Consider the following 25449-nt stretch of genomic DNA (forward strand, 5'->3'; position numbering starts at 1 on the left):
TCGTTGTTTGATTGTCGAATCGGAGCGAATCCCGCCCTCTGCCCTGCATTGTCTCGTCAACGTGCGGGAAACACCCGCACGGCGCGCGGCACGGCCGTCGCGCCGTCGCCGACCTGCAGCGAAAGCGCCCGCCATGCGTCGCGGTCGAGTTCCGCCTCAAGCGCGCCGCCCGCGCGCGCCTCGAGCTCCACGCGCACCGAACCGCCGAGCGGAATCACGCGCCGCACGTCCACCGCGATGCCGTCGCGGTGGCCTTCGCCCGCCGGCCACAGCTGCAGATCGTGCGGCCGCACGTAAGCGTTCGCGGGGCCCGCGAAGTCGGCGTCGACCTCGATCGGCGCAGCCGCACCCTCGGCGACGAAGCCACGCCCGGCAACCGTGCCCGGCAGCCGGTTCGCCGCGCCGAGGAACTCGTACACGAACGCGCTTTGCGGATGATCGTAGACGTCCTGCGGGCTGCCGACCTGCTCGACGTGGCCGCGGTTCAGCACGACGATGCGATCGGCCACTTCGAGCGCCTCTTCCTGGTCGTGCGTGACGAAGATCGTCGAGATGTGCAGGTCGTCGTGCAGGCGACGCAGCCAGCCGCGCAGTTCCTTGCGGACCTTCGCGTCGAGCGCGCCGAACGGCTCGTCGAGCAGCAGCACCTTCGGCTCGACCGCGAGCGCGCGGGCGAGCGCGATGCGCTGGCGCTGGCCGCCCGACAGCTCGGACGGGTAACGCTGCGCGAGCCAGTCGAGCTGCACGAGCTTGAGCAGCTCATGCACCTTGTCGCGAATCGCGGCTTCCGACGGCCGCTCGCGGCGCGGTTTCACGCGCAGCCCGAACGCGACGTTCTCGAACACCGTCATGTGGCGGAACAGCGCGTAGTGCTGGAACACGAAGCCGACCTGGCGGTCGCGTGCGCCGACCGACGCCACGTCGAGCCCCTGCAGCACGACCTGGCCGGCGTCCGCGTGCTCGAGGCCCGCGATCACGCGCAGCAGCGTGGTCTTGCCGCAGCCGGACGGCCCGAGCAGCGCGACCAGTTCGCCGGGCGGAAAGTCGAGCGACACGTTGTCGAGCGCCGTGAAATCGCCGAAGCGCTTCTGAAGGTTACGGACGATGATACCCATTCTGGTTGCCTCTTTACGATTTCGACGAAACGGCGCCGACAGGGCCGGCATGTGCGGGAACGGCGTCGTGCGCGTCGGCCAGTTCGGCCGCGAGATGACGCTCGGCGATCAGCTTGAGCGCGAGCGTGACGAGCGCGAGCAGCGCCAGCACCGACGCCACCGCGAACGCCGCCGCGAAGTTGTATTCGTTGTACAGGATCTCCACGTGCAGCGGCATCGTGTCGGTCACGCCGCGGATGTGGCCGGACACGACCGACACCGCGCCGAACTCGCCCATCGCGCGCGCATTGCACAGGATCACGCCGTACAGCAGGCCCCATCTCACGTTCGGCAGCGTCACGCGGCGGAAGATCTGCCAACCCGACGCGCCGAGCACGCGCGCGGCCTCTTCCTCGTCGGTGCCTTGCGCCTGCATCAGCGGAATCAGCTCGCGCGCGACGAACGGGAACGTGACGAAGATCGTCGCGAGCACGATGCCCGGCACCGCGAAGATGATCTGGACGTCGTGATCCTGCAGCCACGGCCCGAGCCATCCCTGCGCGCCGAACAGCAGCACGTACACGAGGCCCGAGATCACCGGCGACACCGAGAACGGCAGGTCGATCAGCGTCGTCAGCAGCGCCTTGCCGCGGAATTCGAACTTCGCGATCGCCCACGATGCGCACACGCCGAACACGAGGTTCAGCGGCACCGCGATCGCGGCGACGGTCAGCGTCAGCTTGATCGCCGACCACGCATCGGGATCGGCCAGCGATTCGAGATAGAAGCCGACGCCCTTGCGCAGCGCCTCGACGAACACCGCGGCGAGCGGGACGACGAGGAAGAACGCGAGGAACGCCAGCGCGATGCCCGTGAGCAGCCAGCGCACGACGCGCGATTCGCTGACGGGGTCGAGCCGCTTCGCGGCGCGCGCGGTGGGCGACGGGGTTTTCAGCACGACGGTGGCCTCCTGGCTCATTGCTGGCCTCCTGCGGCGACGGCGCTGACGGCGGCGGGCGCCGGACCGCTCGCGCCCTTGCTCGTCCTGCGCTGCAGATACCACTGCAGCGTGTTGATCAGCAGCAGCATCAGGAACGACACGACCAGCATCACGACCGCCAGCGCAGTCGCGCCCGCGTAGTCGTACTGCTCGAGCTTCGTGATGATCAGCAGCGACGTGATCTCGGATTTCATCGGCACGTTGCCGGCGATGAAGATCACCGATCCGTATTCGCCGAGCGCGCGCGCGAACGCGAGCGCGAAACCGGTGAGCAGCGCCGGCAGCACGGCCGGCAGCACGACGCGCCGGAACGTCAGCCAGCGCGACGCGCCGAGGCATGCGGCGGCTTCTTCCTGCTCGCGCTCGAAATCCTCGAGCACCGGCTGCACGGTGCGCACGACGAACGGCAGCCCGATGAAGGTCAGCGCGACCAGCACGCCGGCCGGCGTGAACGCGATCTTGATGCCGAGCGGCGCCAGATACTGGCCGACCCAGCCGTTGGTCGCGTAGACGGCCGCGAGCGAGATGCCGGCCACCGACGTCGGCAGCGCGAACGGCAGGTCGACGATCGCATCGACGAGGCGCTTGAAGGGGAACGTGTAGCGCACCAGCACCCACGCGACGAGGAAGCCGAACACGGCATTGATCAGCGCGCCGCCGAACGCGGCCGAGAACGTCAGCCGGTACGACGCGAGCACGCGCGGCGACGTGACGGCGGTGACGAACTGCTCCCACGACAGCGTCGCGGTCTTCAGGAACGTGGCGGCGAGCGGAATCAGCACCACGAGGCTCAAATAGGCCACCGTGATGCCGAGTGTCACGCCGAAACCGGGCAGCGCGCTCGGCTTGCGAAAGGTGTACGTCGTCATCGGATGCTCTTGCTGGGTCGATGCTGCTCATGGGCCCGACGCAAACGCCGGCGCAGTGAATCGCGCCGGCGGCCCGTCGGGGATGCGGCGCGCTGTCGTGGCGCGCCGCTTGTCGTTATGGCGTTACTGCGGCTTGTAGATCGAATCGAACACGCCGCCGTCCGCGAAATGCGTCTTCTGCGCATTCGTCCAGCCGCCGAACGTGTCGTCGACCGTGTACAGCTTCAGCTTCGGGAACTGCCTGGTCAGCTCCGCCGGCACGTTCTTCGAACGCGGCCGGTAATAGTTGCGCGCCGCGATTTCCTGGCCCTGCGGGCTATACAGGAAATTCAGGTAGGCCTCGGCCAGCTTGCGCGTGCCCTTCTTGTCGACCACCTTGTCGACCACCGCGACGGGCGGCTCGGCCAGGATGCTCACCGACGGCACGACGATCTCGAATTTGTCGGTACCGAATTCCTTGACCGACAGGAACGCCTCGTTTTCCCACGCGATCAGCACGTCGCCGATCCCGCGCTGCACGAAGCTCGTCGTCGCGCCCCGCGCGCCCGAATCGAGCACGCCGGCGTTCTTGTAGAGCTTCGTGACGAATTCCTTCGCCGTCTGCTCGTTGCCGCCCGGCTTGTGCAGCGCGTATGCCCACGCGGCCAGGTAGTTCCAGCGCGCGCCGCCCGAGGTCTTCGGATTCGGCGTGACGATCGAGATGCCCGGCTTGGTCAGGTCGTCCCAGTCCTTGATCCCCTTCGGATTGCCCTTGCGCACGAGGAACACGATCGTCGACGTATACGGCGACGCGTTGTCGGGCAGACGCTTCTGCCAATCCTTGTTCACCAGCCCCTTGTTCGCGAGCGCGTCGATGTCGTACGCCAGCGCCAGCGTGACGACGTCGGCCTGCAGGCCGTCGAGCACCGAGCGCGCCTGCGCGCCCGATCCGCCGTGCGACTGCTTGAAGTTGACGGTTTCGCCCGTCTTCGCCTTCCACTCCTTGCCGAACGCCTGGTTGAAATCCTGATACAGCTCGCGCGTCGGGTCGTACGACACGTTCAGGAAAGTCGTATCGGCCTGCGCATGCGTCGCGACGCCCAGCGCCGCCGCCGCGCCCAGCGCGAGTGTTGCGATCAGGCGGCCCACCCCGCCCACCAGCCCCGTATTGCGCTTCGCCATCCTTGGTTCTCCAGTGTTGTCGGTATTGCGATGTCGGGCCAGTCTAGCGAACGGGTTACATGATTAAAAATAATCGTTCCTCATTTTTTAATACTCAAAAGTGCTAACGCATACGGGATGGACGGTTGCGGCGGACAAACCGGCGTCCGGGCGTCGCGAAATCGCGCCGGAACCGGCGCGATCGCGTCGAACCTCAAGTAACACTTGAAATTCACCAAGTACTGTATAAAAATACAGCTCACTGTCTATCCATACAGTTGAGCCATGACCAAACTCACCGCCCGCCAGCAGCAAGTGTTCGACTTGATCCGTCGCGCGATCGAGCGCTCCGGATTCCCGCCCACCCGCGCCGAGATCGCGGCCGAACTGGGCTTCAGCTCGCCGAATGCGGCCGAGGAGCATCTGCGCGCGCTGGCACGCAAGGGCGTGATCGAGCTGGCCGCCGGCGCATCGCGCGGCATCCGGCTGCTCGGCATCGACGACACCCCGCACCAGTTCACGCTGCCGCACGCCGGCCTGATGCAACTGTCGCTGCCGCTCGTCGGCCGCGTCGCGGCCGGTAGCCCGATCCTTGCGCAGGAGCACATCTCGCAGCATTACGCATGCGATCCCGCGCTGTTCACCAGCAAGCCCGACTACCTGCTGAAGGTGCGCGGCCTGTCGATGCGCGACGCCGGCATTCTCGATGGCGACCTCCTCGCCGTGCAGAAGCGCACGGAAGCGAAGGACGGCCAGATCATCGTCGCGCGTCTCGGCGACGACGTCACGGTCAAGCGCCTGATGCGCCGGCCCGGCGGCCTCGAGCTGATCGCGGAGAACCCGGATTACGAAAACATCTTCGTCAAGGCCGGCAGCGCGGATTTCGCGCTGGAAGGCATCGCCGTCGGGCTGATCCGCTCGGGCGAACTCTGACATTCCATCTCGCCAGGAGAACATCATGGAACGCCTTGCCCGCCTGCTGCCTTTCCGTCAATTCGGTCGCCTGCGTCATCTGCGCGGCCGCACGCCATGCGCACCGCTGTCCGCGGCGGCGCCAGTGCAAGAAGAAGTCGCAGTCGAACGGCAGGCGTCCCTGCTGCCGTCAGCGCTTCCCGCATTCGCGCGGGTATCGCTGAATGCCGGTCTGAATCACGCGGAACCCGCACGCCGCGCGCCGGTGCGCGTCTATCACGGCCGCTCGCGCCTGATCATGGTGGGTACGATCGATGCCGTGTGCCGCATGATCGATCGCTGCATTGCAGAGGAACGATCGGCCACGCCGGGCGGTCTCTGATTGCGGAACGTTCCCGCACCGGAGGCAACGTGACTGAATCGTCGCGCCGCGCACGGCGCCTCAAGCCCCTGCTGATCGTCGTGCTGGTCGTCGCCGTCATTGCGACGCTCGGCTATGCGTACGCGTCGCCGTATGTCGCGCTCGGCCGCCTGAAATCGGCGATCGATGCGCGTGATGCGCAGGCGATCAGCGAATATGTCGACTTTCCGTCGCTGCGCATCAGCCTGAAGCAGCAGGTCACGGAAGAGTTGATGCGTCGGATCGACGCCGTGAAGAAAAATAATCCGTTCGCGGTGATTGGCGCGCTGATCGGCTCTGCGCTGATCGGCCCGCTGGTCGATGCGTACGCGACCCCGGAGGGCGTGGCCGCACTGATGAACGGATTGCCGCCACGCGGCAATCCGGGCGAGCGTCCGCCTGAATGGTCGAACCCGCCGCCAGCAGGCAATGCACCCGGCAACACGCCTGCCGCACCGGCCGCCAATCCGGCGCCGGCAAGTGCCGGCGCACCGGGCGGCAACGCGGCCGCTTCGGCCGCATCGTTGCCGGCACCGGCACCCGCGCCCGCCGCACCGGCCAGCCCGAGCGAAGCAACGCCAGCACCGCACCAGCAGCAAACCAGCGCGGGCTACCGAAATATCGATGAATTCGTCGTGACGTATCAGCGCAGCGCCGACGGCACGCGTTATGCGGCGATCTTTCACCGCTTCGGGCTGTTCTCGTGGAAATTGTCCGGCATCGACCTGCATGCGTAGCAGGCCGCGCTCGACACGCGCCCTGCCGATGCAGTACGACGCCTGACCGACATGCATCGCCGGTCAGGCGGCCATCCGGCCTTTAGATCATTTGCCGCTCGCGATGGTCGCTTCACGCTCGCGTGCGATTTCGGCCTTCTGCTCTTCCGCCGACGAACACGCCACCAGAATGCTGCAGTTCACGCGATCGAGCAGTTGCGTGTTGCCCGACCCCATCCACCATCTCGACAATCCGCTGCGGCACCGGTGCCCGACGACGACGAGATCGACCTTCAGCTCCGATGCGAGATTCGCGATTTCGTCGATCGGATAACCGAACGCGAAATGGCCCTCGGCCTGGACGCCGCGCTCGCGCAGCCAGTTCACGCCTTCCTGCAGAATTTCGCGCGCGGTTTCCTCGAAGCGGCCGCATGCGACATCGGTCAGCAAGCCTGCACTTTGCGCAATGCTCGAACGCATGTCGACGACCGACAGCAAATGCGTTTCGGCCTTCAGGTCCATCGCGAGATTGGCGCCGCAACGCAGCGCCTTGCGCCCCTCGAGCGTGCCGTCGTAACACAGCAAAATCTTGTTGTAGCTAGCCATGGAGCCTCCCTATCGCAACAACGAGCCTACGCATTCATCATGGTGCGCCGCAATTCAGGACGCAAGGGATGGAAAACGCTGATTCGCCCCGCGCGGCGCGTGCGCGATGATGCGGTGCACGATCGGTGCGCACCTGCATCGCACCGTGCAGGCATGCGCTGAAGCGATGCAGCCGATGCACTAGAATGGCCCGTTCCATCTCGAGCGGGCCGCGTCGCGCCGGCATCGTGTGCTTCGACCATGCCCGTGTGACACGCATTCGCGCGATCCGTTCGCCAGCCCGCCACGCACCGGTAGCGGAACGCGCCCGCTTACAACGACAACCCGCCCATGTCCGTCGCACCGATCGATTTCCGCAACGTCGAAAAGCACTATGGCGACAAGCTCGTCGTCGACGGGCTGTCCTTTAACGTGAAGGCCGGCGAATGCTACGGCCTGCTCGGGCCGAATGGCGCCGGCAAGACCACGGCGCTGAAGATGCTGCTCGGCCTCGCGCATCCCGATGCTGGCGCCATTTCGCTGTGCGGCGAACCGGTTCCATCGCGTGCGCGACACGCACGCCGGCGGGTCGGCGTCGTCCCGCAGTTCGACAACCTCGACCCCGACTTCACGGTCCGGGAAAACCTGCTCGTGTTCAGCCGCTATTTCGGGATGTCGGCGCAGGCTGCACGCGCACTCGTGCCGCCGCTGCTCGAATTCGCGAAGCTCGAGAACAAGGCCGATGCGAAAGTCGGCGAGCTGTCGGGCGGCATGAAGCGCCGCCTTACGCTCGCCCGCGCGCTCGTCAACGATCCCGATGTGCTGGTGCTCGACGAGCCGACGACGGGCCTCGACCCTCAGGCCCGGCACCTGATGTGGGAGCGGCTGCGCTCGCTGCTCGCACGCGGCAAGACGATCCTGATCACCACGCATTTCATGGAGGAAGCCGAGCGCCTGTGCGATCGGCTGTGCGTGATCGAGGAAGGCCGCAAGATCGCCGAAGGCGCGCCGCACGCGCTGATCGAATCGGAGATCGGTTGCGACGTGATCGAGATCTACGGGCCCGATCCGGCCGCGCTGCGCGACGAGTTGTCGGCATTCGCGAAGCACACCGAGATCAGCGGCGAGACGCTATTCTGCTATGTGACCGATCCCGAGCCGGTCAGCGCACGACTCAAGGGCCGTACGGGGCTGCGCTATCTGCATCGCCCGGCCAATCTGGAGGATGTGTTCCTGCGGCTCACGGGCCGCGAGATGCAGGATTGATCGACCATGGACGTCCGTCACTATTCCGCCACCACGTCATCGGCCCCGCCGCGCGAATCGCGCTTCGCGATAGCGATGCCGGCGAACGCCAGCAACTGGATCGCCGTCTGGCGGCGCAACTATCTCGTGTGGCGCAAGCTCGCGCTCGCGTCGATGTTCGGCAATCTCGCCGATCCGATGATCTATCTGTTCGGGCTGGGTTTCGGGCTCGGCTTGATGCTCGGCCACGTCGACGGCGTGTCGTACATCGCGTTTCTCGCGGCCGGCACGGTCGGCTCGAGCGTGATGATGTCCGCGAGCTTCGAATCGATGTATTCGGGTTTCTCGCGGATGCACGTGCAACGCACGTGGGAAGCGATCATGCATACGCCGCTCGCACTCGGCGACATCGTGCTCGGCGAGATCGTCTGGGCGGCCAGCAAGGCGATGTTGTCGGGCGGCGCGATCATGCTCGTCGCGGGCGGGCTCGGCTACGCGCAGTTTCCGTCGATGCTCGCGGTGCTGCCCGTGATCGCGCTGGCCGGCCTCGCGTTTGCCAGCATCGCGATGATCGTCACGGCGCTCGCCCCGTCGTACGATTTCTTCATGTTCTATCAGACGCTTGTGCTGACGCCGATGCTGCTGCTGTCGGGCGTGTTCTTCCCGATCGCGCAGTTGCCGCCGCTCGCGCAGCACGCGGCGCAGGCGCTGCCGCTCGCGAACGCGGTCGAGCTGATCCGCCCTGCGATGCTCGGCCGGCCGGCGACCGACATCGCGTTGCACGTCGCGGTGCTCGCCGGCTACGCGGTCGGTGGGTTCCTGCTGTCCGCATGGCTGTTCCGGCGGCGGATGATGCGCTGACGGCCGGCGCACCGGCCGCCGGCTTCATGCGACGACATTACTCGTCGTCGTCGCTCCACGGAATTTCGACGTCGGTCAGGAACGCGACGGTCGCGAGCGGGCCGCCTTCCTGGCGGCCGAGCTTGCCGTCCGCACGATGCCATTCGACGCGAAACTGCGTGCCCGGATCGTCGGCCAGCAGATAGACCGTGCGCAGCTCTTCCTTGTCGGCTTCGTCCACCGGGCCGTCGAACGACACCAGCATCTTCTGCGGCCACAGGCCGTTGACGGGATCGTAAATCCGATCGCCTTGCGGAATGTCGATGCTGGCCTCGACACCGATCGTTGCGGAGGCCTCGATGATCATCGTGCCGAGTGCCTGCAGCACGGCAGTCGCCCGCGCGGAATTGGCCTGGCGGATCGCGAGATCGCCGCGCGTCAGCGCCTTTTCGAGTCGAGGATGGATCTTCGGTTGGGTCATGCGTTTTCCTGTTTGCTTCTTGTAAAAGGCGCCGCACACGTGAAGCGGCGGCGCCGGATGAATACGACGATGGCGCGCGACGGGCGCGCCGTTTGCATGCGTCAGAACCCGAACGCGATCGCGAGCAAGCCGCTCGCGATCCCGAACACGACGACGAGCGCCGCGACGATCGCCAGCATGTAGGGCTTGAACGAACGCGCGAGCATCGCCAGCGACGGCACACTGATCGGCGGCAGCGTCATCAGCAGCGCGGCGGCCGGGCCGACGCCCATGCCGAGCGACAGCATCGCCTGGATGATCGGCACCTCGCCGGCCGTCGGGATCACGAACAGCATGCCCGCAACCGCGAACGCGACGATCCAGCCGAGATGATTGCCGATGTCCGGGCCGATATGCGGGAACAGCCATGCGCGCGCAGCGCCGAGCAGCAGCACGAGCACGATGTATTCGGGCACGAGCCGCACGGCCATGCGTGCGAGCAGTTTCATCCAGCGGACGAACGGATTGCCGGCTGCGGCCTGCTCGGCCGCCAGCGCGGCGAGCTGCGCATCGTCGATGCTGCGGTCTTCGGGACGCGCGATGCGGTTCAGCAGATAGCCGATCCCGAACACCATCGCGATGCCGAGCACGACGCGCAGCGCGCTCCAGTGCCAGCCGAGCACGAAGCCCATGAACACCAGCGCCGCCGGGTTCAGCACCGTATTGCCGAGCCAGAACGCGACCGCGCCGCCCGGCGACGCATGGCGCGCACGCAAGCCCGCCACGACCGGCGCCGCGCAGCACGTGCACATCATCCCGGGCAGCGACAGCAGCCCGCCCGCGGCGACGCTGCCGAATCCCGTGCGGCCGAGCACGCGCGCCACCCAGTGCGCGGGCAACAGCGCCTGCACGGCCGAGCCGAGCAGCAGGCCGAGCACCATCGCCTGCCAGATCGCCTTGCCGTACGCCCACGCATAGTCGAGCGCCGCCTTCAGCGACGGTTCGGGCGCGGCCGCGGACGTGCCCATCAGGATCGACTGGCCGATCGAATGGTGCTCGGCGGCAACGAACGCCTTGTTGTAGTACGGGAACCATTTCACATAGAACAGGCCCGCGACCGCGATCAGCAGGAAGGTCATCCAGCCGAGCGCCGGAGTGGGTTGGGTGCGTGTGGTCGTCATCGTGCGGTGGTCGTCGATTGGTCTTTGTCGGTTTCGGATGTCGCGCCGGCGGCAAGCGCGGCCGATGCGGGCAGTCCGGCTCGCGCGAGTTCGGCCAGCAGCCTGCGCGCCTGATCGCGCACGTCGGCTGCGTTGGGCCGGAACGTGAACGTCAGCGCCCGGTTCGGCTTGTTGTACGTCGCGCGGTAAGTGCGCGCATAGGCGGGATCGTAATGCTTGTCGATCAGTTCGGCGAACAAATCGGCCCGCGCGCCGGCATCGATCAGCCCCTTCCAGCGCGTCACTTCTTCGCGGCTGTGCAGGCCGATCAGCCGATGAAGCTGCGCCTTGAACGCATCGGGTTCGTCGAACAGATGCGCGTAATCGTCGAGCAGGAACGCGATCCGCTCGTCGTGGGCCGCCTCGACCTGCACCCACGGCCCCGCGTGAAACGCGTCGATCAGCGCGATCGGCAACTGCACGAGGCCGATCCTGCGGCTTTCCGACTCGACGAACACCGGCCATTCGGGGTCGAAACGCCCGAGCGTCTCGACGAGCCCCGAATCGAACCCCTTTTGCGCCGGCTGCGGCTTGCCCGGCAGCGCGCCAAGCAGCGAGCCGCGATGGCATGCGAGCGCTTCGAGATCGAGCGTCTGCGCGCCCACGTCGCGCAGCGCGTTCAGCAGGCGCGTCTTGCCGCAGCCCGTATGGCCGACGAGCGCGATGTAGCGAAAGCGCGTCGGCAGCGAATCGAGCGTCGCACACACCGACTGGCGGTACGCCTTGTAGCCGCCGTCGAGCTGGCGCGCCTTCCAGCCGATCAGGTTGAACCAGGTCGTCATCGAGCCCGAGCGCTTGCCGCCGCGCCAGCAATAGATCAGCGGCCGCCAGTTGCGCGGCCGGTCGGCGAACGTCGTATCGAGATGGCGCGCGATGTTGCGCGCGACGATCGCCGCGCCCACGCGCGTCGCCTCGTACGGCGATACCTGGCGGTACATCGTGCCGACGAGCACGCGCTCTTCGTTGCTGAGCACGGGCGCGTTCAGCGCGCCGGGAATATGATCCTCGGCGAACTCGAGCGGCGTGCGCACGTCGATGATCTCGTCGAACTCGCCGGCGCGATCGAGGGTGACAATCAGGTTCTTCAATTTGGCGTCGAACAGGGGCGATACGGCTCGGGGAGCCGCATGGGCACGGAAGGCGGATTGACGATTATCTCACGGGCCGGCGTCCCGGGCGTCGCGCGGCAGTCGGCGGCGGCGAGGCGGCCTGCATCGCGTCGATCAGGTGGTCGCGGAACGCGCGCACCGACGCGGGCAGATCGCGCCCCGCCATCGTCTGCACCTGGATGCTGCGTTCGCGCAATTGCGGGTTCGTCACGGGCACGACGACGAAGCCGTCCGCATCGGAGCGATCGCGCACCGACAACAGCCCGGTGAACATCACCGCGCCCGTGCGCCGCGCGTAGCCGTACATCGCGGCGGTGTTGTTGCTCGTCAGTTCGGGCTCGAGCAGCAGCCCGTCGAGCGCGCACGCGATGTCGATCAACTGACGCACCGTCGTGCCGGCCTCGGGCAGCACGTGCGCGTGCCGCGCAACGTCGGCGAGCGACACCGCGTCGCGCGCCGCGAGCGGATGATCGTGCCGGACCAGCGCAAAGACCGGCGCGCGTTCGGTGTGGTCGACGCGCACGCCCTTCTCCGGCGCGAGGCTGAAGGTCAATGCGATGTCCGCATCGCCGTCGCGCACGCGCCGGGTCGCGTCCGCCGGCGACACGACCCACACGGTGAAATCGACGCCCGGGTGGCGCGCCTTGAAGCTCGCGAGCACGCCGGGCAGGAAATCGATCGCGAACCCCTCCGAGCACGCGATCTTCAGCAGGCTGCCGTGCAGCGCGTCGAGCCCGCCGATGTCCTTCATCACGTGTTCGGCCTCCAGCAGGCTGCGCTGCGCGAACGCCAGCAACCGCTCGCCGGCCTCCGACAGCGCCATCCCGCGCGGCCGCCGCTCGAACAGCGGCGCGCCGAGCTCGCTCTCCAGTTTCGCGATCTGGCGGCTGATCGCCGACACGGCCACGTGCAGCCGCGCGGACGCGTCGCTGATCGAGCCGGTACGCGCCACCTCGACGAAATATCGCAACGCCAGACCATGCAGGAAAGCCGCCATCGTTCTGTCTCCGCGCCGCATCCGGTCGCGCTGCTTTGCCTTTTCGGCAAAGAAAGGTTCGAAATTCGATCATTGTGACAAAAAAACCGGCTTTCTAGAATCGATCGCACTTCACGTTGCGTGCACGGCCCGCGCGTAGCGAACCATCAAAGGAGACACGATTTGAGCCGTACCGCCGCTATCCAGCACGCACTGAACCAGTTCGAATCCGGTGCATTCTTCACGACCCTGAGCCGCCGCGTCGGCCTGCGCACCGAAAGCCAGGAAAGCGGCAGCGGCGCCGCGCTGCGCGCCTACCTGACCGACGAGATCGCGCCCGAGGCCGCCCGCCTCGGCTTCGCGTCGCGGATCGTCGACAACCCCGTCGACGGCGGCGGCCCGTTCCTGCTCGCGTCGCGCCACGAAGACGACGCGCTGCCGACCGTGCTGATCTACGGCCACGGCGACGTCGTGCGCGGCTACGACGCGCAGTGGCGCGCGCCGCTGTCGCCGTGGACGCTGACGGCCGACGGCGACCGCTGGTACGGCCGCGGCAGCGCCGACAACAAGGGCCAGCACTCGATCAACCTGGCCGCGCTGGCGAGCGTGCTCGATGCACGCGGCGGCCGGCTCGGCTTCAACGCGAAGCTGCTGATCGAGATGGGCGAGGAAACCGGGTCGCCGGGCCTCGACGCGCTGTGCCGCCGGGAACGCGACGCGCTCGCGGCCGACGTGCTGATCGCGTCCGACGGCCCGCGCATCGCCGCCGCGCGCCCGACGGTATTTCTCGGCTCGCGCGGCGCGGTCAACTTCAAGCTGAGCCTGCACGCCCGCGACGGCGCACATCACTCCGGCAACTGGGGCGGACTGCTGCGCAATCCGGCGATCGTGCTCGCGCATGCGCTCGCGAGCCTCGTCGACGCGCGCGGCGCGATTCGCGTCGCGGGGCTGCGCCCGCCGCCGATCCCGGCTGCCGTGCGCGACGCGCTTGCCGATCTCTCCGTCGGCGGCGGCCCCGGCGACCCGGCGCTCGACGCCGACTGGGGCGAGCCCGGCCTGTCCGCCGCCGAGCGCGTATTCGGCTGGAACACGTTCGAGATTCTCGCGTTCAAGGCCGGCAACCCGGAGCATCCCGTCAACGCGATTCCGCCCGCCGCGTATGCACACTGCCAGTTGCGCTTCGTCGTCGGCACCGACTGGGAAGCGCTGCATGCGCATCTGCGCGCGCATCTCGATGCGCACGGCTTCGCCGACATCGAGATCGACGTCGAACGCGGCGCACCGGCGACGCGCGTGCCGCCGGACGATCCGTGGGTCCGCTGGGCCGTCGCGTCGCTCGCGCGCACCACCGGCAAGAAGCCCGCGATCCTGCCGAATCTCGGCGGCACGCTGCCGAACGAGGTGTTTGCCGACACGCTCGGGCTGCCGACGCTGTGGGTGCCGCACTCGTACCCGGCGTGCTCGCAGCACGCGCCCGACGAGCATCTGCTCGCGAGCGTCGTCAGCGAGGGGCTGCAGATGATGGCCGGCCTCTTCTGGGATCTCGGCGACGACGCGCCGCCCGTTCGCCGCGCGGCAGCCGCCGCGGCCGGCGCCGCCCTGTAACGCGCTTCGCCCTTTCACGGGACTGCACACACGATGAATACGACCACCCTGACCTCGCAGGACGCCGCGCACCCCAGCGCCGCGAAGATCCGCCGCATCATCTTCGCGGCGTCGATCGGCAACGCGCTCGAATGGTTCGACCTGATCGTCTACGGCTTCTTCGCGGTCACGATCGCCAAGCTGTTCTTCCCCGCCACGAGCGAAGCGACGTCGCTGATGCTGACGCTCGGCACGTTCGGGCTGTCCTACCTGATCCGGCCGATCGGCGGCTTCGTGCTCGGCGCGTACGCGGACCGCGCGGGCCGCAAGGCGTCGCTGCTGCTGTCGATCGCGATGATGATGGCTGGCACGCTGCTGATCGCGCTGATGCCGACCTACGCGTCGATCGGCATTCTCGCGCCGCTCGGGATCATGCTGTCGCGGCTGATGCAGGGCTTTTCAGCGGGCGGCGAATTCGCGAGTTCGACCGCGTTTCTCGTCGAGCATGCGCCGCAGCGGCGCGGTTTCATGTCGAGCTGGCAGTTCGCGAGCCAGGGCCTCGCGACGTTGCTCGCGTCGGGCTTCGGCGCGCTGCTGACGGCCACGCTGACTTCCGCGCAACTCGAAAGCTGGGGCTGGCGCGTGCCGTTCCTGTTCGGGCTCGCGATCGGTCCGGTCGGGCTGTACATTCGCCGCTACGTCGACGAAGGCGTCGAATTCAAGACGCAGGCGCGCTCCGACGCGCCGGTGCGCGAGCTGTTCGCGGCCCAGAAGTTGCGGCTGCTGCTGTCGATCGGCGCGCTCGTGATCTCGACCGCGATCAACTACATGATCCTGTACATGCCGACCTACGCGATCAAGCAGCTCGGGCTGCCGGCCTCGACGGGATTTGCGGCGACGCTCGCGACCGGCTTCGTGCTGACGCTCGTCACGCCGGTCGTCGGCCATCTGTCCGACCGCACCGGGCGGATCCGCATGATGGCGGTCGCCGCCGTGCTGATGCTCGTGACCGTGTGGCCGACGTTCGCATGGCTCACACGCCACGCGTCGTTCGCGACGATGCTCGCCGCACTGGTCTGGATCGGCGCGCTGAAGGCGATGTATTGCGGCGCGCTGCCGGCGCTGATGGCCGAACTGTTCCCGTCGCAGACACGCGCCACCGGGCTCGCGGTCAGCTACAACACCGGTGTCACGCTGTTCGGCGGCTTCGCGCCGTTCGTCATCACCTGGCTGATCAGCGCGACCGGCAACCGGCTGTCGCCGGCGCTCTATCTGATCGGGTGCGCGCTGCTGAGCCTCGCCGCGCTGTTCGTCGCACGCACGCGGCTGAAGATGCGCTGACGCGGGACACGACGGCGCAGCCATGCGCCGCCGACACGGCCCGTCGTGGCATCGCTGCCGCGCGGGCCGCGCGCCGTTTACGGCGCCGGATTCGGCTGCCGTTCGTGCAATGCGTCGATCTCGGCGAGAATCTCGTCGGACAGCGTTACGTCGATGCTGCCGATGTTCTCCTTCAACTGCTCGAGCGACGTCGCGCCGACCAGATTGCTGCGCACGAACGGGCGGCTGTTGACGAACGCGAGCGCCAGTTGCGCGGGCGACAGCCCGTGACGCCGCGCGAGCGCGACGTAACGCGACGTCGCCTCGATGGCCTGCGGCTTGCTGTAGCGCTGGAAGCGCTCGAACAGCGTGATGCGCGCGCCGGCCGGACGCGCGCCGTTCTCGTACTTGCCGGACAGCCAGCCGAACGCGAGCGGCGAATACGCGAGCAGGCCGACGCCGTCGCGATGCGTGAATTCCGACAGCCCGTTTTCGAACGTGCGGTTCAGCAGGCTGTACGGATTCTGGATGCTCGCGATGCGCGGCAGCCCGAGCCGCTCGGCCGCGTGCAGGAACTGCGCGACACCCCACGGCGTTTCGTTCGACACGCCGATCGCGCGCACCTTGCCGGCCTTCACGAATTCCGCGAGCACGCCGAGCGTTTCCTCGATCGGCACCGTGTACGCGTCGTCGACCCACGGATACGCGGGACGGCCGAACGTGGTCGTGCTGCGATCGGGCCAATGCAGTTGGTAGAGATCGACGTAGTCGGTCTGCAGGCGCTTGAGGCTGCCGTCGAGCGCTTCGGTCAGGTTCTTGCGGTCGAACTGGTTGCCCTCGCCGCGGATATGGCGCGGATTGTGCGGCTGCCGCGCCGGCCCCGCGATCTTCGTCGCGAGCACGATGCGGTCGCGCTGCGCGCGATGCTGCGCGATCCAGGTGCCGATGTATTGCTCGGTGCGGCCCTGCGTGTCGGGCTTCGGCGGCACCGGATACATCTCCGCGGCGTCGATCAGCGTCACGCCCTGCCCGAGCGCATAGTCGATCTGTTCGTGCGCGTCGCGCTCCGAATTCTGCTCGCCCCACGTCATCGTGCCGAGACCGATCAGGCTGACCTCGATGCCCGAATCGCCGAGTGTGCGGTATTCCATGCTGTTCCTGTCGCGTCGGTGGAAAGCAGGAACGCTATCACATCGAAGCGGTTGCTTCAGGCTGGCGCCGCGCACGCTTACAAGCGGCTTTTGGGCTGCCCGGCGCGCTCACGCGCCCGCTGCCCGGACGACGCTGCTGCCGCCCTCCGTCACTGCGGCCGCTGGATGAAGCAGGTCGCCGACGCATGCGCGACGATCTTGTCGTCCGGCGTCTTCAGCGTGCCCTCCGCGACGCCCAGCGAACGCGACAGGTGAATCACGCGCCCTTCCGCGATCAGGTCGACGTCGCGCGGCACGGGCCGCAGCATCTTCACGTGCAGATCGACGGTGCCGTAACCGACGCCCGCGTCGAGCATCGAATGCACCGCGCACCCGGTGACGGAATCGAGCACCGTCGCGGCGAACCCGCCGTGCACGCCGCCCAGCGGATTCAGGTGGCGGCCGTCCGCCCGCGCCGAAAACTTCACGTAACCGAGCTCGACATCGAGCGGACGCATCGGGATCGTCTCCGAAATCGACGCAAGTGGCACGTCGCCCGACACGGCGGCACGCAGCAGATCGAGGCCAGACAGGGAAAGCGGATTCATCGGGTTGTCTCCGGGTTGAAAGCGCGTCGCCGCGCGAGTAAGTTCTAAATTGGAACCCATTATTGTCAACGATGCCGGCCGTTGTCAACGCGGCTGCGCCCGTTGCAACCGAAGGCGGGTTCTATAATCGAACCCGCTATTTCGCTGACCCGCCGCAAGACCGCCGCAAGAGGCAAGAGACTCGACGATGAAATGGGATGACATCGGCACGCTGAACTGTTCGGTCGCGCGCACGCTCGCCGTGCTCGGCGACCGCTGGACCATGCTGATCCTGCGCAACGCCTTCCTCGGCTGCCGCCGCTTCGATGCATTCCAGGCCCAGCTCGGCCTGACGCGCCACGTGCTGGCCGAACGGCTCGCGCGGCTCGTCGACGAAGGCGTGCTCGCCAAGCGCGCATATCAGGAACGCCCGCCGCGCTTCGAATACCGGCTGACGGAAAAAGGCCGCGACCTCTACCCGGCGCTGCTCGCGCTGATGGCGTGGGGCGATCGCTGGAAGGACGACGGCCAGGGGCCGCCGCTGCAATTGCGCCACCGGGCCTGCGGCCAGCTGATGCACGCGGTGACCGTATGCTCGGCCTGTGGCGAGCCGCTCGACGCGCGCGACGTGCAGCCCGAGCCAGGGCCCGGATGGATCGCGCCCGATGAGGCTGGCGCGTCTGTAACCACGGATTGACGATGCGCTACGCGCGGATGTCCGTCAGACGCGCCCGTTGCACGCACGCTTCGGCGACAGGCCGCATGGGGGCCGGGGCAGTCCGACCGGAAGCACGCATTGCTCGCACACGCGGGTCCTGCAACGGCGAATGCAATCGCATGCCATCGCCGGCGCTGTCCGGTGTCCGTTGACCGCCCCGCGCGCATACACGAGTTGCACAACGCAACTTTGCGTCACCCTCATCGCCGCTGCCGATCATCGTGCGGCCCCTCGCTTCGCATCCGCACGTGACCGGGCCGCCACGCGTGCGTTACACTCACGGCCCGCTGTCTCGAAATTATTCGCTGTCCAAGATGTTGTCGCGCAATCGCCTCGCTGCCGCCTGTCTCGCCGCTTCCCTGCTCGCCACCCCCTTCGCCGCCTTCGGCAAGACGCAAAGCGAATCGCTGCTCCAGCAAGCAATCGATCTCGTGTCGCGATGGTTGCCGGCCCCCACTCACGAAGCACCCGCGACGCAGGTCGTCGAATCGGCGTTCTCGCCCGACGGCGGCGCCGAAGCGCTCGTGCTGAAAGCGATCGGGGCGGCGCGCAGCTCGATCCGGGTCGCCGCCTACTCGTTCACGTCGCCGCCCGTCGCGCGCGCGCTGCTTGCCGCCAAGCGCCGCGGCGTGAATGTCGCGGTGGTCGTCGACGACAAGGGCAATCGCGCGAAGAGCAGCAAGCAGGCACTGAACCTGCTCGTCAACGCGGGCATTCCGACGCGCACGATCGACGCCTATGCGATCCATCACGACAAGTACCTCGTGATCGACGCGGAGCACGTCGAAACGGGTTCGTTCAACTACAGTGCGTCGGCCGCCAGCCGCAATTCCGAGAACGTCGTCGTGGTCTGGAACAATCCGCAACTCGCGTCGCGCTACCTCACGCACTGGCAAAGCCGCTTCGACCAGGGCACGCCGTACCGCTCCAGCTACTGACGCGCGACACGCGCTTTCGCCCGACGCTCGACCGCTCGCATTTTTGCCGCCGCGTGACAGATGATCGGCGAGCATGGCGCGATGCTCAATTCAGCCAAATGGCCAGCATGCCGGCTCGCGAAGCGCCCATCACGGGCGACGCCGCCACGTTCAATGGATTTCGGGCACCCGCCCGATCACTGCGCCGGCATGCGCGCCCGACACGCAGCGGTTCGCGTGCCCGTCCGCATCGCTTGCCGGATTCGCCGACAAGCCGCGATCGCCCATCGGCAGCACGCTGCGCACGCAATCGGTGCTGAACATCAGCGTGTTCTGCATCAGTGGGTAAAGGAGATACAGCGCAAACGCGAGATAGCCCGCGTACAGAATTCGAACCATGGTGCGATGGGATGCGATGAACGATTGGACTTGTCCTGTTTACGGCATCGCGACGCGCACCTTGAGGTATCGCCCGTGCGACGCCGCATCGGAACGAAACACGAGCCGATGACACCCGCTTCTCACAGCATCTTCGCCGACCCTCACGGAGCCGATCACCGCAGCCGCGAGACGTGCAGCGTGGCGATGCATCGAGGAATGCGGGATACGTGTTCGGAAACGTTGGCGGACGCGCTGCGCGACAGCGACGTCGTCGCGCGGCGCGGCGGCGACGAGTTCGTCGTGCTGTTGAGCGCCACCGATCCGCCGACGTCGCCGAGCCCGTCGAACGGGCGACGCAGACGCTCGCGCAGCGCAATGCAGCCGACGCACGCGGCTACGCGATCCGTTTCAGCGTCGCGCACGTTGCGTACGATCCCGCACGCCATCGCACCGTCGCCGACCTGCTCGCATCGGCCGATCGCCGGATGGACGAACACAAGCAGCGCGGCAAGACGACCGGCGCATGACCGCGGATGAGCCGCGCCGGCGCGGCAGCGCGCAACCCACGCCGCCGCGCCGCCGCTCGGCCGCGGTCGTGCAGGGACGTCGGTTCAGCTTCCGCAAGGCGGCGCACTAGCCATTGCGTCCGCGATCTGCTCGGGCGTCAGGTCGCGCTGATGCGTCGCCAGCGACCAGCGATGCCCGAACGGATCCTCGACCTGCCCGTAACGATCGCCCCAGAACATGTCGGCGGCGGGAATCGTGATCGTCGCGCCGGCCTCGACCGCCTTCGCGATCGCGGCATCCGTGTCCGGCACGTACAGATGCAGACAGACGGGCGTGCCTTTCAGCGCCTTCGGGCCGAGCGCACCGTGCTCGGGCATTTCATCCACCAGCATCAGCGTCGAATCGCCGATCGCAAGGCACGCATGCGCGAGCCGGCCGTCGGGCATCGCGAGGCGAAACTGTTCGGTCGCATCGAATGCGCGCTTGTAGAAGTCGATGGCTGCGGTCGCGCCCGCACAGATCAGATGCGGGGTCAGCGTGCGCATCCCTTCCGGGATCGGCTTGACGGACGTGGACATGGTGTCGCTCCTTCAGTCGGTTGTCGTATCGAAAATCGGGACGGACGCGCGATGCGCACGCCTCCGATGCTACGACGGACGACTCCCGCGGAAATCGACACGACATGCGGGATTTTTTGTTTGGCCGAGCCACCGGGTACACAGGACGCCCGGGGCCTCGTCAGCGGGTTCGGGCGGCCTGCTCGTCGGTTGGCCGAATTGACGGCGGCAGGCCTGCAACAACTCGGCCACCGCGTCGAGCGGAGGATCGACGAACCCGGCGATCAGCAACATCACGCCATCCGGCACCTTCGTGCGCGACGAATGTACGGAAAACGGGTAGCCGATGTAATGATGACCGGCGACGCGGACGATCCGGAATTCCGTGACGTCACACCAACGCGTGACAGGTTTTTCGCGGGCGGAACCGATCAGCCGGAAGCCCGTCTCGTCGACCTGCAGCGCCATCTGGCGCCGCGACGAGATGAACAACGCGGCGCTGGACAGCCCCAGCAGCGCGGCCAGCACCCCCACGGGCCAGAGCGTCGGGGCGGCCGCATAACCGCACCGGCTCGCCGAAGCCAGCCCCGCGCACACGATCTTTCAGCCTTCGGCCGCCGACTGCCAGCGCGACCGGCAACGGGCCGGTGACCGTTTCCGCGACGGGATCGACATGCCAGCCGGAATCCGTCGTTTCGCGTCTGTTCATTGCACGCTGGCCCGTGTCGACGGCCGCCGGGCCATCGACGCGGGCGACATGCCGGCTTTCCGATCCCGCTCGCGCGAATTACGCGCCATTGCGCCGACGTCGGTCAATTACATACCTTGACCGTGCCGTTCGTCGTGCATTGACCGATGGCCCAGTGGCTCTGCCCCGCCAGATGAGGCGCGAGGCCCATGCCGCGGATCGGCGCGGCCGGCGGTGAAGACGCGGGGACGGTCGCCGACGCGGTCTCGGGCGACGGTTGCACGGGCGACGGCCCGGACGCGGTCTGACAGGCGGCAAGCGCCGAACAAAGCGCGAATGCCAGCGAAGCGATGGCGGATCTGGGCATGATCATGGGCGCGTTCGCGCGATTCGTTTTGGGGGACCGGCTCGCAGTCAGATTTGCGGCAGATCGCGCAACGTGCGCGACTCGCTGGTTGCATCGATGTCGAGCTCGATGCCTTCGGACGCATCGCGATACAGCACGCGCTTCAGCCTGGGTCCGATCGCAGTGGTGTCCGATGCCGAGAAGATCGCGCGGACATCGTTGCCGGACGCGAGTGCGCGCGCCACGTCCGCCACCGGGGCCTCGCTGGGCGCCGCCGCCCACGAGCGATCGACCGGGTTCACGGCCGCCCAGCGCACGTGCGTCACGCGCGCGCTGAGCGGATCGATTCGGACACCATTCACCGCAAACGTCGACATCGGCATCTCCTTTGAGTTTTTGCAGCCCGCCGCATGCACGCTGCGGGCTGCGAACGGCCCGGACCTTGCCCGCGCGGCGCGCACGGCCCGCGATCACGTGCGCGGCTCCGGCCAACGCGATTTTCGATGATACATTGGGACGCTTTGCAACCGTCAACAGACGATCGTGTACGGGAGAAACACATGAGCGACGCCTGGGGAACCTTCCCTGCCAGAATGGGCGACCATCAGGCTTTCATCAGCTTCAACCACGGCTTTGCGGAAATCGCGGATGGCGATCCGCGCACGTCGGTGCTCAGCGTGCGCGTTCCCTTCGCGCATCCATCGCCCGACGGTCTGCCGACCGGCGACGAATTCGCCGATCTCGCCAAGATCGAGGATCTGCTCGACGCCGCGATCACCGCGAAAGACGGCGTGCAAGTCGGCCGCATCACCGTCGACGGCAACCGGGATTTTCTTTTCTACGTGCCCTTCGACGAAGAGGCGGCCGCCGAGATCGTCGACTCGCTGGCCGAGCGGACGACCTATGCGCTTCAGTACGCCCATCAGGACGACCCGGACAAGACGACATACTGGCAGACGCTCTACCCGACCGAGGACGATTGGCAGATCATGCGCGACATGCGCACGCTGGAGGCGCTGCGGCAGCAAGGCGACGTCCCCGACGTGAGCCGACGCGTGATGCACTGGGCGTACTTCCCCGACCCGAGCGACGCACACCAGTTCGCGGACTGGGCCGAAGCGAAAGGCTATCCGGTCGAATCGGTCGCGCCGACCGAAGACGGCAAGTCGGCGGTGCGGTTTTCGCACGAAGGTACGATGGCCCTCGCCGATATCACGCGCCATACGATCGTGCTCAATCGCGAAGTACGCGCACTCGGCGGCAATTACGATGGATGGGAAACCAGCGTCGAACAGGCCGGCTGAGCGGCGCGCGATGCCCGCGGCGCGTGATGCGACGTCACGCATGCGACGCAAAAAACATCCCGGCAGCGTTGTTGCGCGCTGCCGGGATCAAGGCATCGCCGGCAAAAACCGGCGATGGGCCTGAGGGTTCGCTCAGGCACGAGGAAAGCAATTCGAACGGATCGGGCGAACGGATGTGGGAGTGCGAACGCGTGCCGTCGCGCAGTCCGCCGAACGCCTGTCCGGTTCCGCCGACGCAATTTTCCGGCGTCGGGGGGCAAAAAGCCCCCGCTCCTGCGCGAGCGAGCGGGGAAATGGTTGACCGGGCCGGGGAAGAACGGTCAACCGGTCAAATTGTGATCTCGAGTCGCGCGGCGGTCTGTGCGGCAACTCACCCTTTAGTGACAACGTGACGGCAACCGGCATGCTCGCGTGCCGGCGAATACCGTCACGATTCAAGCACGACGCATTGCTTGCCGGCCTCGTTGACGAAAAGCCGGGAGACGGCGTTCGTCTTTTCATCCCGGCGTTTTATTTTTTAATCAAGCCGCTTTTTCAGGCCCAAAGGCGCAGCTTCCGGTAAATCACAAGTATTGTCAAAGCAGGATTATTCTATTTTTTCGCGCGATGCGATTCCCGCCTCGTCATTTCCGCACGGAATTTCTTGCGCGCAATGATCTGCGTCATGAAAATACAAGTTCGTCGCTACAACGAGCCACTGGAAAACCAGTCGGCAGCCATATCGATCCAGTCGAGATTGCTGACGATTTCAATAGCAGCGCCGCCGACGATTTCGGCTGTCGACGAATCTGCCGCCACCGCGCCGGTTGCCCCCGCGCTCACCTTCGCTATCTCGGTCGATGCGACGGGCCTCGGATCGGCAAGCCGCTCCAGCCAGTCGACGATATTGGCGCGCGCGTCCGCCTCGTCGGCGAAATCGTTTCGCTCCAGAAAACGATCGAATACGATCCACGCGAGCGTCTTGCTTCGCACCTCGGACTCGAGCTGCCTGTCGACGACGACGGTACGGCCGGACTCGGCGATTTCGAGCGTCGCCGTGAAGCAGTAATCCAGATATTCGATCTCGAGTTTCGACGACATGGCTTCTCCGCTCAATGCGCCCTCTCATTTTTCACGATGGCCGGCGTGCTTCGCGACACCGTGTGAATCTTTGAATTTCGCGCAGGGTTTCATTCTCGCTGGCAGTATCGCGATATTCTCGCAACCTGTCGATCTGGACCGTCAACACATGATCGTTCCCATTCTTTTTGTCGGTTGAGCCGTAAGTCGCTCCATTTCCCGTTTTTGGTATCGAACCGCTGCACAGCCGTCCGCGCTGCTAAACTCGAATCACGAGGGCCGCTTGCGCCACCAGGGGAAATCAATGACGCTCGCTCACGCACGACGAGGCGACGTAGATGTCTGGATCGTCCAGCTTCCCGGGCACGCTCCCTATGCCTACACGCACCTCAAGCGGGTATTTTCGTCCGACGACTCTCGACATCGGGTCGTGACGGTCGACTTGAAGAAACTGCTGACCTGCGCCGACCGCGACACCACCGACTATGTGCTGCCGTCGGTTCAGTATTGGGCACCCGGCAAGGCCGCGGGCATTCGCGAATTCCTCGATCCGGACCGGGACCGGATTCCAGACATGCCGTTCATCACGTTTCGCGAGACGAGAACGCGAACGCTGCTCGGCATTCCCGGCCTGTCGAAACTCGGCGTCGCGTCGTTCCGTAACGGCCAGCATCGCGCACGCTATCTCGCCTATGCCGGCGCGACGATCTTGCCTGTCGAAATCCACGAGACCGAAGCCGATTTGCTGGTCCGGTATTGCGGCGAATGATGGCGAAGTCCGTTCGGATTTCACCGGCCGCGATGCCGTAGCAGGCCGGCCGCGGCTGCACGCGCGTGCGCGGCACGCCGACGCCGGCAAAGCGTTCAAGCCTGGATCGCGTAAATCCGGTCGGTGACTTCCGTCCGGCCGATGCGGCTCGTTTCGACACCGGCCAATTGCCAGCCGTTGTGTTCGTAGAACCCAATCGCACGCACGTTGCCCTCCAGCACCTGCAGATGGACCTTGTCCACGCCGATCGACCGGGCCCATGCGCGAACCGCTTCGATCATGCGCTTACCCGTGCCGCTGCCGTGATGCGACGGATGAACGTGCAGGCAGTCAAGCAACACACCCAGCGCCGGATCGACGGGGCGCTCGGCGCTGACGAAGCCGACCGGCTCGCCATTCGACTCGGCGATCAGCACGAAGCCCCAGTCGCGCTCGTTGCGATCGAAATACTTGCGCCACCGGATCGCATGCTCGGTCGGCGCCTCGTCGGACAGATAGGTGGCCGGAAGAATATGGCTATAAGCGGTTTGCCAGCTCAGCGTGTGCAGGCGAGCAATGTCGTTCGCGTCGTGCACCGTCGCGGCGCGCAGTGTGGTCCGGGTGTCCGGCATCGGTAGCAACTCCTTATGCTCGTTCTCTTGATCGGCATGTGTCTTCGCAAAATATACCGTGCTTGCGGGATGCACTTCGCACGGGCTCGTCGTCGGAAGGTCGGCACGCGGGCAAAAAAATCCCGACACCGCCTGCGGTCGTCGGGATCGAACGGCCCTGCAAAGCATGAGGGCACGAGGAAGGTCACACATTACATGAATGTAAGACTGTCGCGCTTTGTCGGTTTGCGCCAAGCCCCTGTTCGATTCCGCCAATCGGCCTGTTGCGCGCGGTCGTAAACGAAAAAAGCCTGCTCGCGTTTTGCGCGAGCAGGCAAGAAAACGGATCAGCATTCGAGGCACGAGGGCTGTCCAGGCAAGATAACGGCACGGCGCGCGGGAACCTTAGGCGGAAAGGAAGCATCG

General features: G+C 66.6%; 29 protein-coding genes and 1 pseudogene. 12 read left to right on the top strand and 18 right to left on the bottom strand.

Annotated elements, in window-relative coordinates; translation table 11 throughout:
• Nucleotides 1-56 precede the first annotated feature (56 nt).
• The 4 genes from WT24_RS19395 to WT24_RS19410 form a co-directional block, all read right to left on the bottom strand.
• Nucleotides 57-1115: a sulfate/molybdate ABC transporter ATP-binding protein gene (locus WT24_RS19395; RefSeq protein ID WP_060035581.1), complete on the bottom strand. Its 1059-nt coding sequence runs from the start codon at nt 1113-1115 to the stop codon at nt 57-59.
• A gap of 13 nt (nt 1116-1128) precedes the next feature.
• Nucleotides 1129-2073, bottom strand: a complete 945-nt coding sequence (gene cysW, locus WT24_RS19400; protein ID WP_059789822.1) for a sulfate ABC transporter permease subunit CysW — start codon at nt 2071-2073, stop codon at nt 1129-1131.
• Complete coding sequence (gene cysT / locus WT24_RS19405) at nt 2070-2963, bottom strand: sulfate ABC transporter permease subunit CysT (RefSeq protein ID WP_060035583.1); 894 nt, start codon at nt 2961-2963, stop codon at nt 2070-2072. The genes cysW and cysT overlap by 4 nt, the downstream gene beginning before the upstream one ends.
• A 123-nt stretch (nt 2964-3086) precedes the next feature.
• Nucleotides 3087-4124, bottom strand: a complete 1038-nt coding sequence (locus tag WT24_RS19410) for a sulfate ABC transporter substrate-binding protein (protein ID WP_059498979.1) — start codon at nt 4122-4124, stop codon at nt 3087-3089.
• A gap of 264 nt (nt 4125-4388) precedes the next feature.
• Here WT24_RS19410 and lexA point away from each other — a divergent pair, with 264 nt between their 5' ends.
• Genes lexA through WT24_RS19425 form a run of 3 tightly spaced genes read left to right on the top strand, consistent with a single transcriptional unit; the run spans nt 4389 to nt 6152 of the window.
• Nucleotides 4389-5036: a transcriptional repressor LexA gene (gene lexA, locus WT24_RS19415; protein ID WP_059498980.1), complete on the top strand. Its 648-nt coding sequence runs from the start codon at nt 4389-4391 to the stop codon at nt 5034-5036.
• Between the two features lie 25 nt (nt 5037-5061).
• Nucleotides 5062-5397 (top strand): hypothetical protein, encoded by a 336-nt coding sequence (locus tag WT24_RS19420; RefSeq protein WP_006476078.1) that lies wholly within the window; start codon nt 5062-5064, stop codon nt 5395-5397.
• A 29-nt stretch (nt 5398-5426) separates the two neighbouring features.
• Entirely contained in the window at nt 5427-6152 is a 726-nt protein-coding gene (locus WT24_RS19425; RefSeq protein ID WP_060035585.1) for a DUF2939 domain-containing protein, read from the top strand.
• 87 nt (nt 6153-6239) lie between these two features.
• Here WT24_RS19425 and WT24_RS19430 read toward each other — a convergent pair whose 3' ends face one another.
• The gene (locus WT24_RS19430) at nt 6240-6737 is read right to left on the bottom strand and encodes a universal stress protein (protein WP_059498982.1); all 498 of its coding nucleotides are present in this window, start codon (nt 6735-6737) and stop codon (nt 6240-6242) included.
• 330 nt (nt 6738-7067) lie between these two features.
• Between WT24_RS19430 and nodI the strand changes: the two genes are divergently transcribed.
• Both nodI and WT24_RS19440 read left to right on the top strand, forming a co-directional pair.
• Nucleotides 7068-7982 carry a nodulation factor ABC transporter ATP-binding protein NodI gene (nodI, locus tag WT24_RS19435; protein WP_060035587.1) on the top strand — a complete coding sequence of 305 codons (915 nt, stop codon included), beginning with the start codon at nt 7068-7070 and terminating at the stop codon, nt 7980-7982.
• Nucleotides 7983-7988: 6 nt separating this feature from the next.
• A complete protein-coding gene (locus tag WT24_RS19440; RefSeq protein ID WP_060035590.1) occupies nt 7989-8822 on the top strand; it encodes an ABC transporter permease in 834 nt (277 codons plus the stop codon).
• Between the two features lie 37 nt (nt 8823-8859).
• On the opposite strand, the gene WT24_RS19445 is transcribed toward WT24_RS19440, so the two are convergent.
• The 4 genes from WT24_RS19445 to WT24_RS19460 all read right to left on the bottom strand — a co-directional run bounded on the left by WT24_RS19445 (nt 8860) and on the right by WT24_RS19460 (nt 12587).
• The gene (locus tag WT24_RS19445) at nt 8860-9282 is read right to left on the bottom strand and encodes a hypothetical protein (RefSeq protein ID WP_034207242.1); all 423 of its coding nucleotides are present in this window, start codon (nt 9280-9282) and stop codon (nt 8860-8862) included.
• Between the two features lie 101 nt (nt 9283-9383).
• Nucleotides 9384-10442, bottom strand: a complete 1059-nt coding sequence (locus WT24_RS19450) for a permease (protein ID WP_060035592.1) — start codon at nt 10440-10442, stop codon at nt 9384-9386.
• Complete coding sequence (mnmH, locus tag WT24_RS19455) at nt 10439-11569, bottom strand: tRNA 2-selenouridine(34) synthase MnmH (RefSeq protein ID WP_059789818.1); 1131 nt, start codon at nt 11567-11569, stop codon at nt 10439-10441. The genes WT24_RS19450 and mnmH overlap by 4 nt, the downstream gene beginning before the upstream one ends.
• A gap of 64 nt (nt 11570-11633) precedes the next feature.
• Nucleotides 11634-12587 (bottom strand): LysR substrate-binding domain-containing protein, encoded by a 954-nt coding sequence (locus WT24_RS19460; protein WP_059498987.1) that lies wholly within the window; start codon nt 12585-12587, stop codon nt 11634-11636.
• A gap of 162 nt (nt 12588-12749) precedes the next feature.
• Between WT24_RS19460 and WT24_RS19465 the strand changes: the two genes are divergently transcribed.
• Both WT24_RS19465 and WT24_RS19470 read left to right on the top strand, forming a co-directional pair.
• On the top strand, nt 12750-14171 hold the full coding sequence (locus WT24_RS19465) for a M20 family metallopeptidase (protein WP_060035594.1): 1422 nt from the start codon (nt 12750-12752) through the stop codon (nt 14169-14171).
• Nucleotides 14172-14204: 33 nt separating this feature from the next.
• A complete protein-coding gene (locus WT24_RS19470) occupies nt 14205-15491 on the top strand; it encodes an MFS transporter (RefSeq protein ID WP_059498989.1) in 1287 nt (428 codons plus the stop codon).
• Between the two features lie 77 nt (nt 15492-15568).
• On the opposite strand, the gene WT24_RS19475 is transcribed toward WT24_RS19470, so the two are convergent.
• Together WT24_RS19475 and WT24_RS19480 are read right to left on the bottom strand one after the other, a co-directional pair.
• The gene (locus WT24_RS19475) at nt 15569-16621 is read right to left on the bottom strand and encodes an NADP(H)-dependent aldo-keto reductase (RefSeq protein ID WP_059789816.1); all 1053 of its coding nucleotides are present in this window, start codon (nt 16619-16621) and stop codon (nt 15569-15571) included.
• Between the two features lie 149 nt (nt 16622-16770).
• Entirely contained in the window at nt 16771-17208 is a 438-nt protein-coding gene (locus tag WT24_RS19480; protein WP_059498991.1) for a PaaI family thioesterase, read from the bottom strand.
• 187 nt (nt 17209-17395) lie between these two features.
• Here WT24_RS19480 and WT24_RS19485 point away from each other — a divergent pair, with 187 nt between their 5' ends.
• Both WT24_RS19485 and WT24_RS19490 read left to right on the top strand, forming a co-directional pair.
• Nucleotides 17396-17884: a helix-turn-helix domain-containing protein gene (locus WT24_RS19485; protein WP_060035596.1), complete on the top strand. Its 489-nt coding sequence runs from the start codon at nt 17396-17398 to the stop codon at nt 17882-17884.
• Nucleotides 17885-18219: 335 nt separating this feature from the next.
• The gene (locus WT24_RS19490; RefSeq protein ID WP_027784365.1) at nt 18220-18843 is read left to right on the top strand and encodes a phospholipase D family protein; all 624 of its coding nucleotides are present in this window, start codon (nt 18220-18222) and stop codon (nt 18841-18843) included.
• 150 nt (nt 18844-18993) lie between these two features.
• Here the strand turns inward: WT24_RS19490 and WT24_RS19495 are convergent, their stop codons facing one another.
• Nucleotides 18994-19221 carry a hypothetical protein gene (locus WT24_RS19495; protein WP_060035598.1) on the bottom strand — a complete coding sequence of 76 codons (228 nt, stop codon included), beginning with the start codon at nt 19219-19221 and terminating at the stop codon, nt 18994-18996.
• A 198-nt stretch (nt 19222-19419) separates the two neighbouring features.
• On the opposite strand from WT24_RS19495, the gene WT24_RS35845 reads away from it, so the two are divergent.
• Nucleotides 19420-19740, top strand: coding sequence for a diguanylate cyclase domain-containing protein (locus tag WT24_RS35845; RefSeq protein ID WP_373557104.1), 321 nt, complete (start codon nt 19420-19422; stop codon nt 19738-19740).
• Nucleotides 19741-19814: 74 nt separating this feature from the next.
• Here the strand turns inward: WT24_RS35845 and WT24_RS19505 are convergent, their stop codons facing one another.
• The 4 genes and pseudogenes from WT24_RS19505 to WT24_RS19515 all read right to left on the bottom strand — a co-directional run bounded on the left by WT24_RS19505 (nt 19815) and on the right by WT24_RS19515 (nt 21678).
• Complete coding sequence (locus WT24_RS19505; protein WP_059498995.1) at nt 19815-20288, bottom strand: VOC family protein; 474 nt, start codon at nt 20286-20288, stop codon at nt 19815-19817.
• 186 nt (nt 20289-20474) lie between these two features.
• Nucleotides 20475-20976 (bottom strand): annotated as a pseudogene (locus WT24_RS19510) (aspartyl-tRNA synthetase); the annotation flags it as partial.
• Between the two features lie 103 nt (nt 20977-21079).
• Nucleotides 21080-21328: a hypothetical protein gene (locus WT24_RS35660; protein WP_082741804.1), complete on the bottom strand. Its 249-nt coding sequence runs from the start codon at nt 21326-21328 to the stop codon at nt 21080-21082.
• 41 nt (nt 21329-21369) lie between these two features.
• Entirely contained in the window at nt 21370-21678 is a 309-nt protein-coding gene (locus tag WT24_RS19515; protein ID WP_059499096.1) for a hypothetical protein, read from the bottom strand.
• A gap of 183 nt (nt 21679-21861) precedes the next feature.
• On the opposite strand from WT24_RS19515, the gene WT24_RS19520 reads away from it, so the two are divergent.
• Complete coding sequence (locus WT24_RS19520) at nt 21862-22605, top strand: DUF695 domain-containing protein (RefSeq protein WP_060035601.1); 744 nt, start codon at nt 21862-21864, stop codon at nt 22603-22605.
• Between the two features lie 684 nt (nt 22606-23289).
• Here the strand turns inward: WT24_RS19520 and WT24_RS19525 are convergent.
• The gene (locus WT24_RS19525) at nt 23290-23685 is read right to left on the bottom strand and encodes a hypothetical protein (RefSeq protein ID WP_059789811.1); all 396 of its coding nucleotides are present in this window, start codon (nt 23683-23685) and stop codon (nt 23290-23292) included.
• A gap of 283 nt (nt 23686-23968) precedes the next feature.
• Here WT24_RS19525 and WT24_RS19530 point away from each other — a divergent pair, with 283 nt between their 5' ends.
• Complete coding sequence (locus tag WT24_RS19530; RefSeq protein ID WP_060035603.1) at nt 23969-24433, top strand: hypothetical protein; 465 nt, start codon at nt 23969-23971, stop codon at nt 24431-24433.
• A gap of 95 nt (nt 24434-24528) precedes the next feature.
• Here the strand turns inward: WT24_RS19530 and WT24_RS19535 are convergent, their stop codons facing one another.
• The gene (locus WT24_RS19535; RefSeq protein ID WP_060035605.1) at nt 24529-25044 is read right to left on the bottom strand and encodes a GNAT family N-acetyltransferase; all 516 of its coding nucleotides are present in this window, start codon (nt 25042-25044) and stop codon (nt 24529-24531) included.
• Between the last annotated feature and the right edge of the window lie 405 nt (nt 25045-25449).

The organism is Burkholderia sp. MSMB1078WGS (genome assembly GCF_001528895.1).
Lineage (GTDB): Bacteria > Pseudomonadota > Gammaproteobacteria > Burkholderiales > Burkholderiaceae > Burkholderia.

What these genes read in the sequence shown, in the direction of transcription:
- WT24_RS19395 (WP_060035581.1), bottom strand. Translation starts at nt 1,115, where the DNA reads ATGGGTATCATCGTCCGTAACCTTCAGAAGCGCTTCGGCGATTTCACG.
- cysW (WP_059789822.1), bottom strand. Translation starts at nt 2,073, where the DNA reads ATGAGCCAGGAGGCCACCGTCGTGCTGAAAACCCCGTCGCCCACCGCG.
- cysT (WP_060035583.1), bottom strand. Translation starts at nt 2,963, where the DNA reads ATGACGACGTACACCTTTCGCAAGCCGAGCGCGCTGCCCGGTTTCGGC.
- WT24_RS19410 (WP_059498979.1), bottom strand. Translation starts at nt 4,124, where the DNA reads ATGGCGAAGCGCAATACGGGGCTGGTGGGCGGGGTGGGCCGCCTGATC.
- lexA (WP_059498980.1), top strand. Translation starts at nt 4,389, where the DNA reads ATGACCAAACTCACCGCCCGCCAGCAGCAAGTGTTCGACTTGATCCGT.
- WT24_RS19420 (WP_006476078.1), top strand. Translation starts at nt 5,062, where the DNA reads ATGGAACGCCTTGCCCGCCTGCTGCCTTTCCGTCAATTCGGTCGCCTG.
- WT24_RS19430 (WP_059498982.1), bottom strand. Translation starts at nt 6,737, where the DNA reads ATGGCTAGCTACAACAAGATTTTGCTGTGTTACGACGGCACGCTCGAG.
- nodI (WP_060035587.1), top strand. Translation starts at nt 7,068, where the DNA reads ATGTCCGTCGCACCGATCGATTTCCGCAACGTCGAAAAGCACTATGGC.
- WT24_RS19440 (WP_060035590.1), top strand. Translation starts at nt 7,989, where the DNA reads ATGGACGTCCGTCACTATTCCGCCACCACGTCATCGGCCCCGCCGCGC.
- WT24_RS19445 (WP_034207242.1), bottom strand. Translation starts at nt 9,282, where the DNA reads ATGACCCAACCGAAGATCCATCCTCGACTCGAAAAGGCGCTGACGCGC.
- WT24_RS19450 (WP_060035592.1), bottom strand. Translation starts at nt 10,442, where the DNA reads ATGACGACCACACGCACCCAACCCACTCCGGCGCTCGGCTGGATGACC.
- WT24_RS19460 (WP_059498987.1), bottom strand. Translation starts at nt 12,587, where the DNA reads ATGGCGGCTTTCCTGCATGGTCTGGCGTTGCGATATTTCGTCGAGGTG.
- WT24_RS19470 (WP_059498989.1), top strand. Translation starts at nt 14,205, where the DNA reads ATGAATACGACCACCCTGACCTCGCAGGACGCCGCGCACCCCAGCGCC.
- WT24_RS19475 (WP_059789816.1), bottom strand. Translation starts at nt 16,621, where the DNA reads ATGGAATACCGCACACTCGGCGATTCGGGCATCGAGGTCAGCCTGATC.
- WT24_RS19480 (WP_059498991.1), bottom strand. Translation starts at nt 17,208, where the DNA reads ATGAATCCGCTTTCCCTGTCTGGCCTCGATCTGCTGCGTGCCGCCGTG.
- WT24_RS19485 (WP_060035596.1), top strand. Translation starts at nt 17,396, where the DNA reads ATGAAATGGGATGACATCGGCACGCTGAACTGTTCGGTCGCGCGCACG.
- WT24_RS19490 (WP_027784365.1), top strand. Translation starts at nt 18,220, where the DNA reads ATGTTGTCGCGCAATCGCCTCGCTGCCGCCTGTCTCGCCGCTTCCCTG.
- WT24_RS19495 (WP_060035598.1), bottom strand. Translation starts at nt 19,221, where the DNA reads ATGGTTCGAATTCTGTACGCGGGCTATCTCGCGTTTGCGCTGTATCTC.
- WT24_RS35845 (WP_373557104.1), top strand. Translation starts at nt 19,420, where the DNA reads ATGCGGGATACGTGTTCGGAAACGTTGGCGGACGCGCTGCGCGACAGC.
- WT24_RS19505 (WP_059498995.1), bottom strand. Translation starts at nt 20,288, where the DNA reads ATGTCCACGTCCGTCAAGCCGATCCCGGAAGGGATGCGCACGCTGACC.
- WT24_RS35660 (WP_082741804.1), bottom strand. Translation starts at nt 21,328, where the DNA reads ATGATCATGCCCAGATCCGCCATCGCTTCGCTGGCATTCGCGCTTTGT.
- WT24_RS19515 (WP_059499096.1), bottom strand. Translation starts at nt 21,678, where the DNA reads ATGTCGACGTTTGCGGTGAATGGTGTCCGAATCGATCCGCTCAGCGCG.
- WT24_RS19520 (WP_060035601.1), top strand. Translation starts at nt 21,862, where the DNA reads ATGAGCGACGCCTGGGGAACCTTCCCTGCCAGAATGGGCGACCATCAG.
- WT24_RS19525 (WP_059789811.1), bottom strand. Translation starts at nt 23,685, where the DNA reads ATGTCGTCGAAACTCGAGATCGAATATCTGGATTACTGCTTCACGGCG.
- WT24_RS19530 (WP_060035603.1), top strand. Translation starts at nt 23,969, where the DNA reads ATGACGCTCGCTCACGCACGACGAGGCGACGTAGATGTCTGGATCGTC.
- WT24_RS19535 (WP_060035605.1), bottom strand. Translation starts at nt 25,044, where the DNA reads ATGCCGGACACCCGGACCACACTGCGCGCCGCGACGGTGCACGACGCG.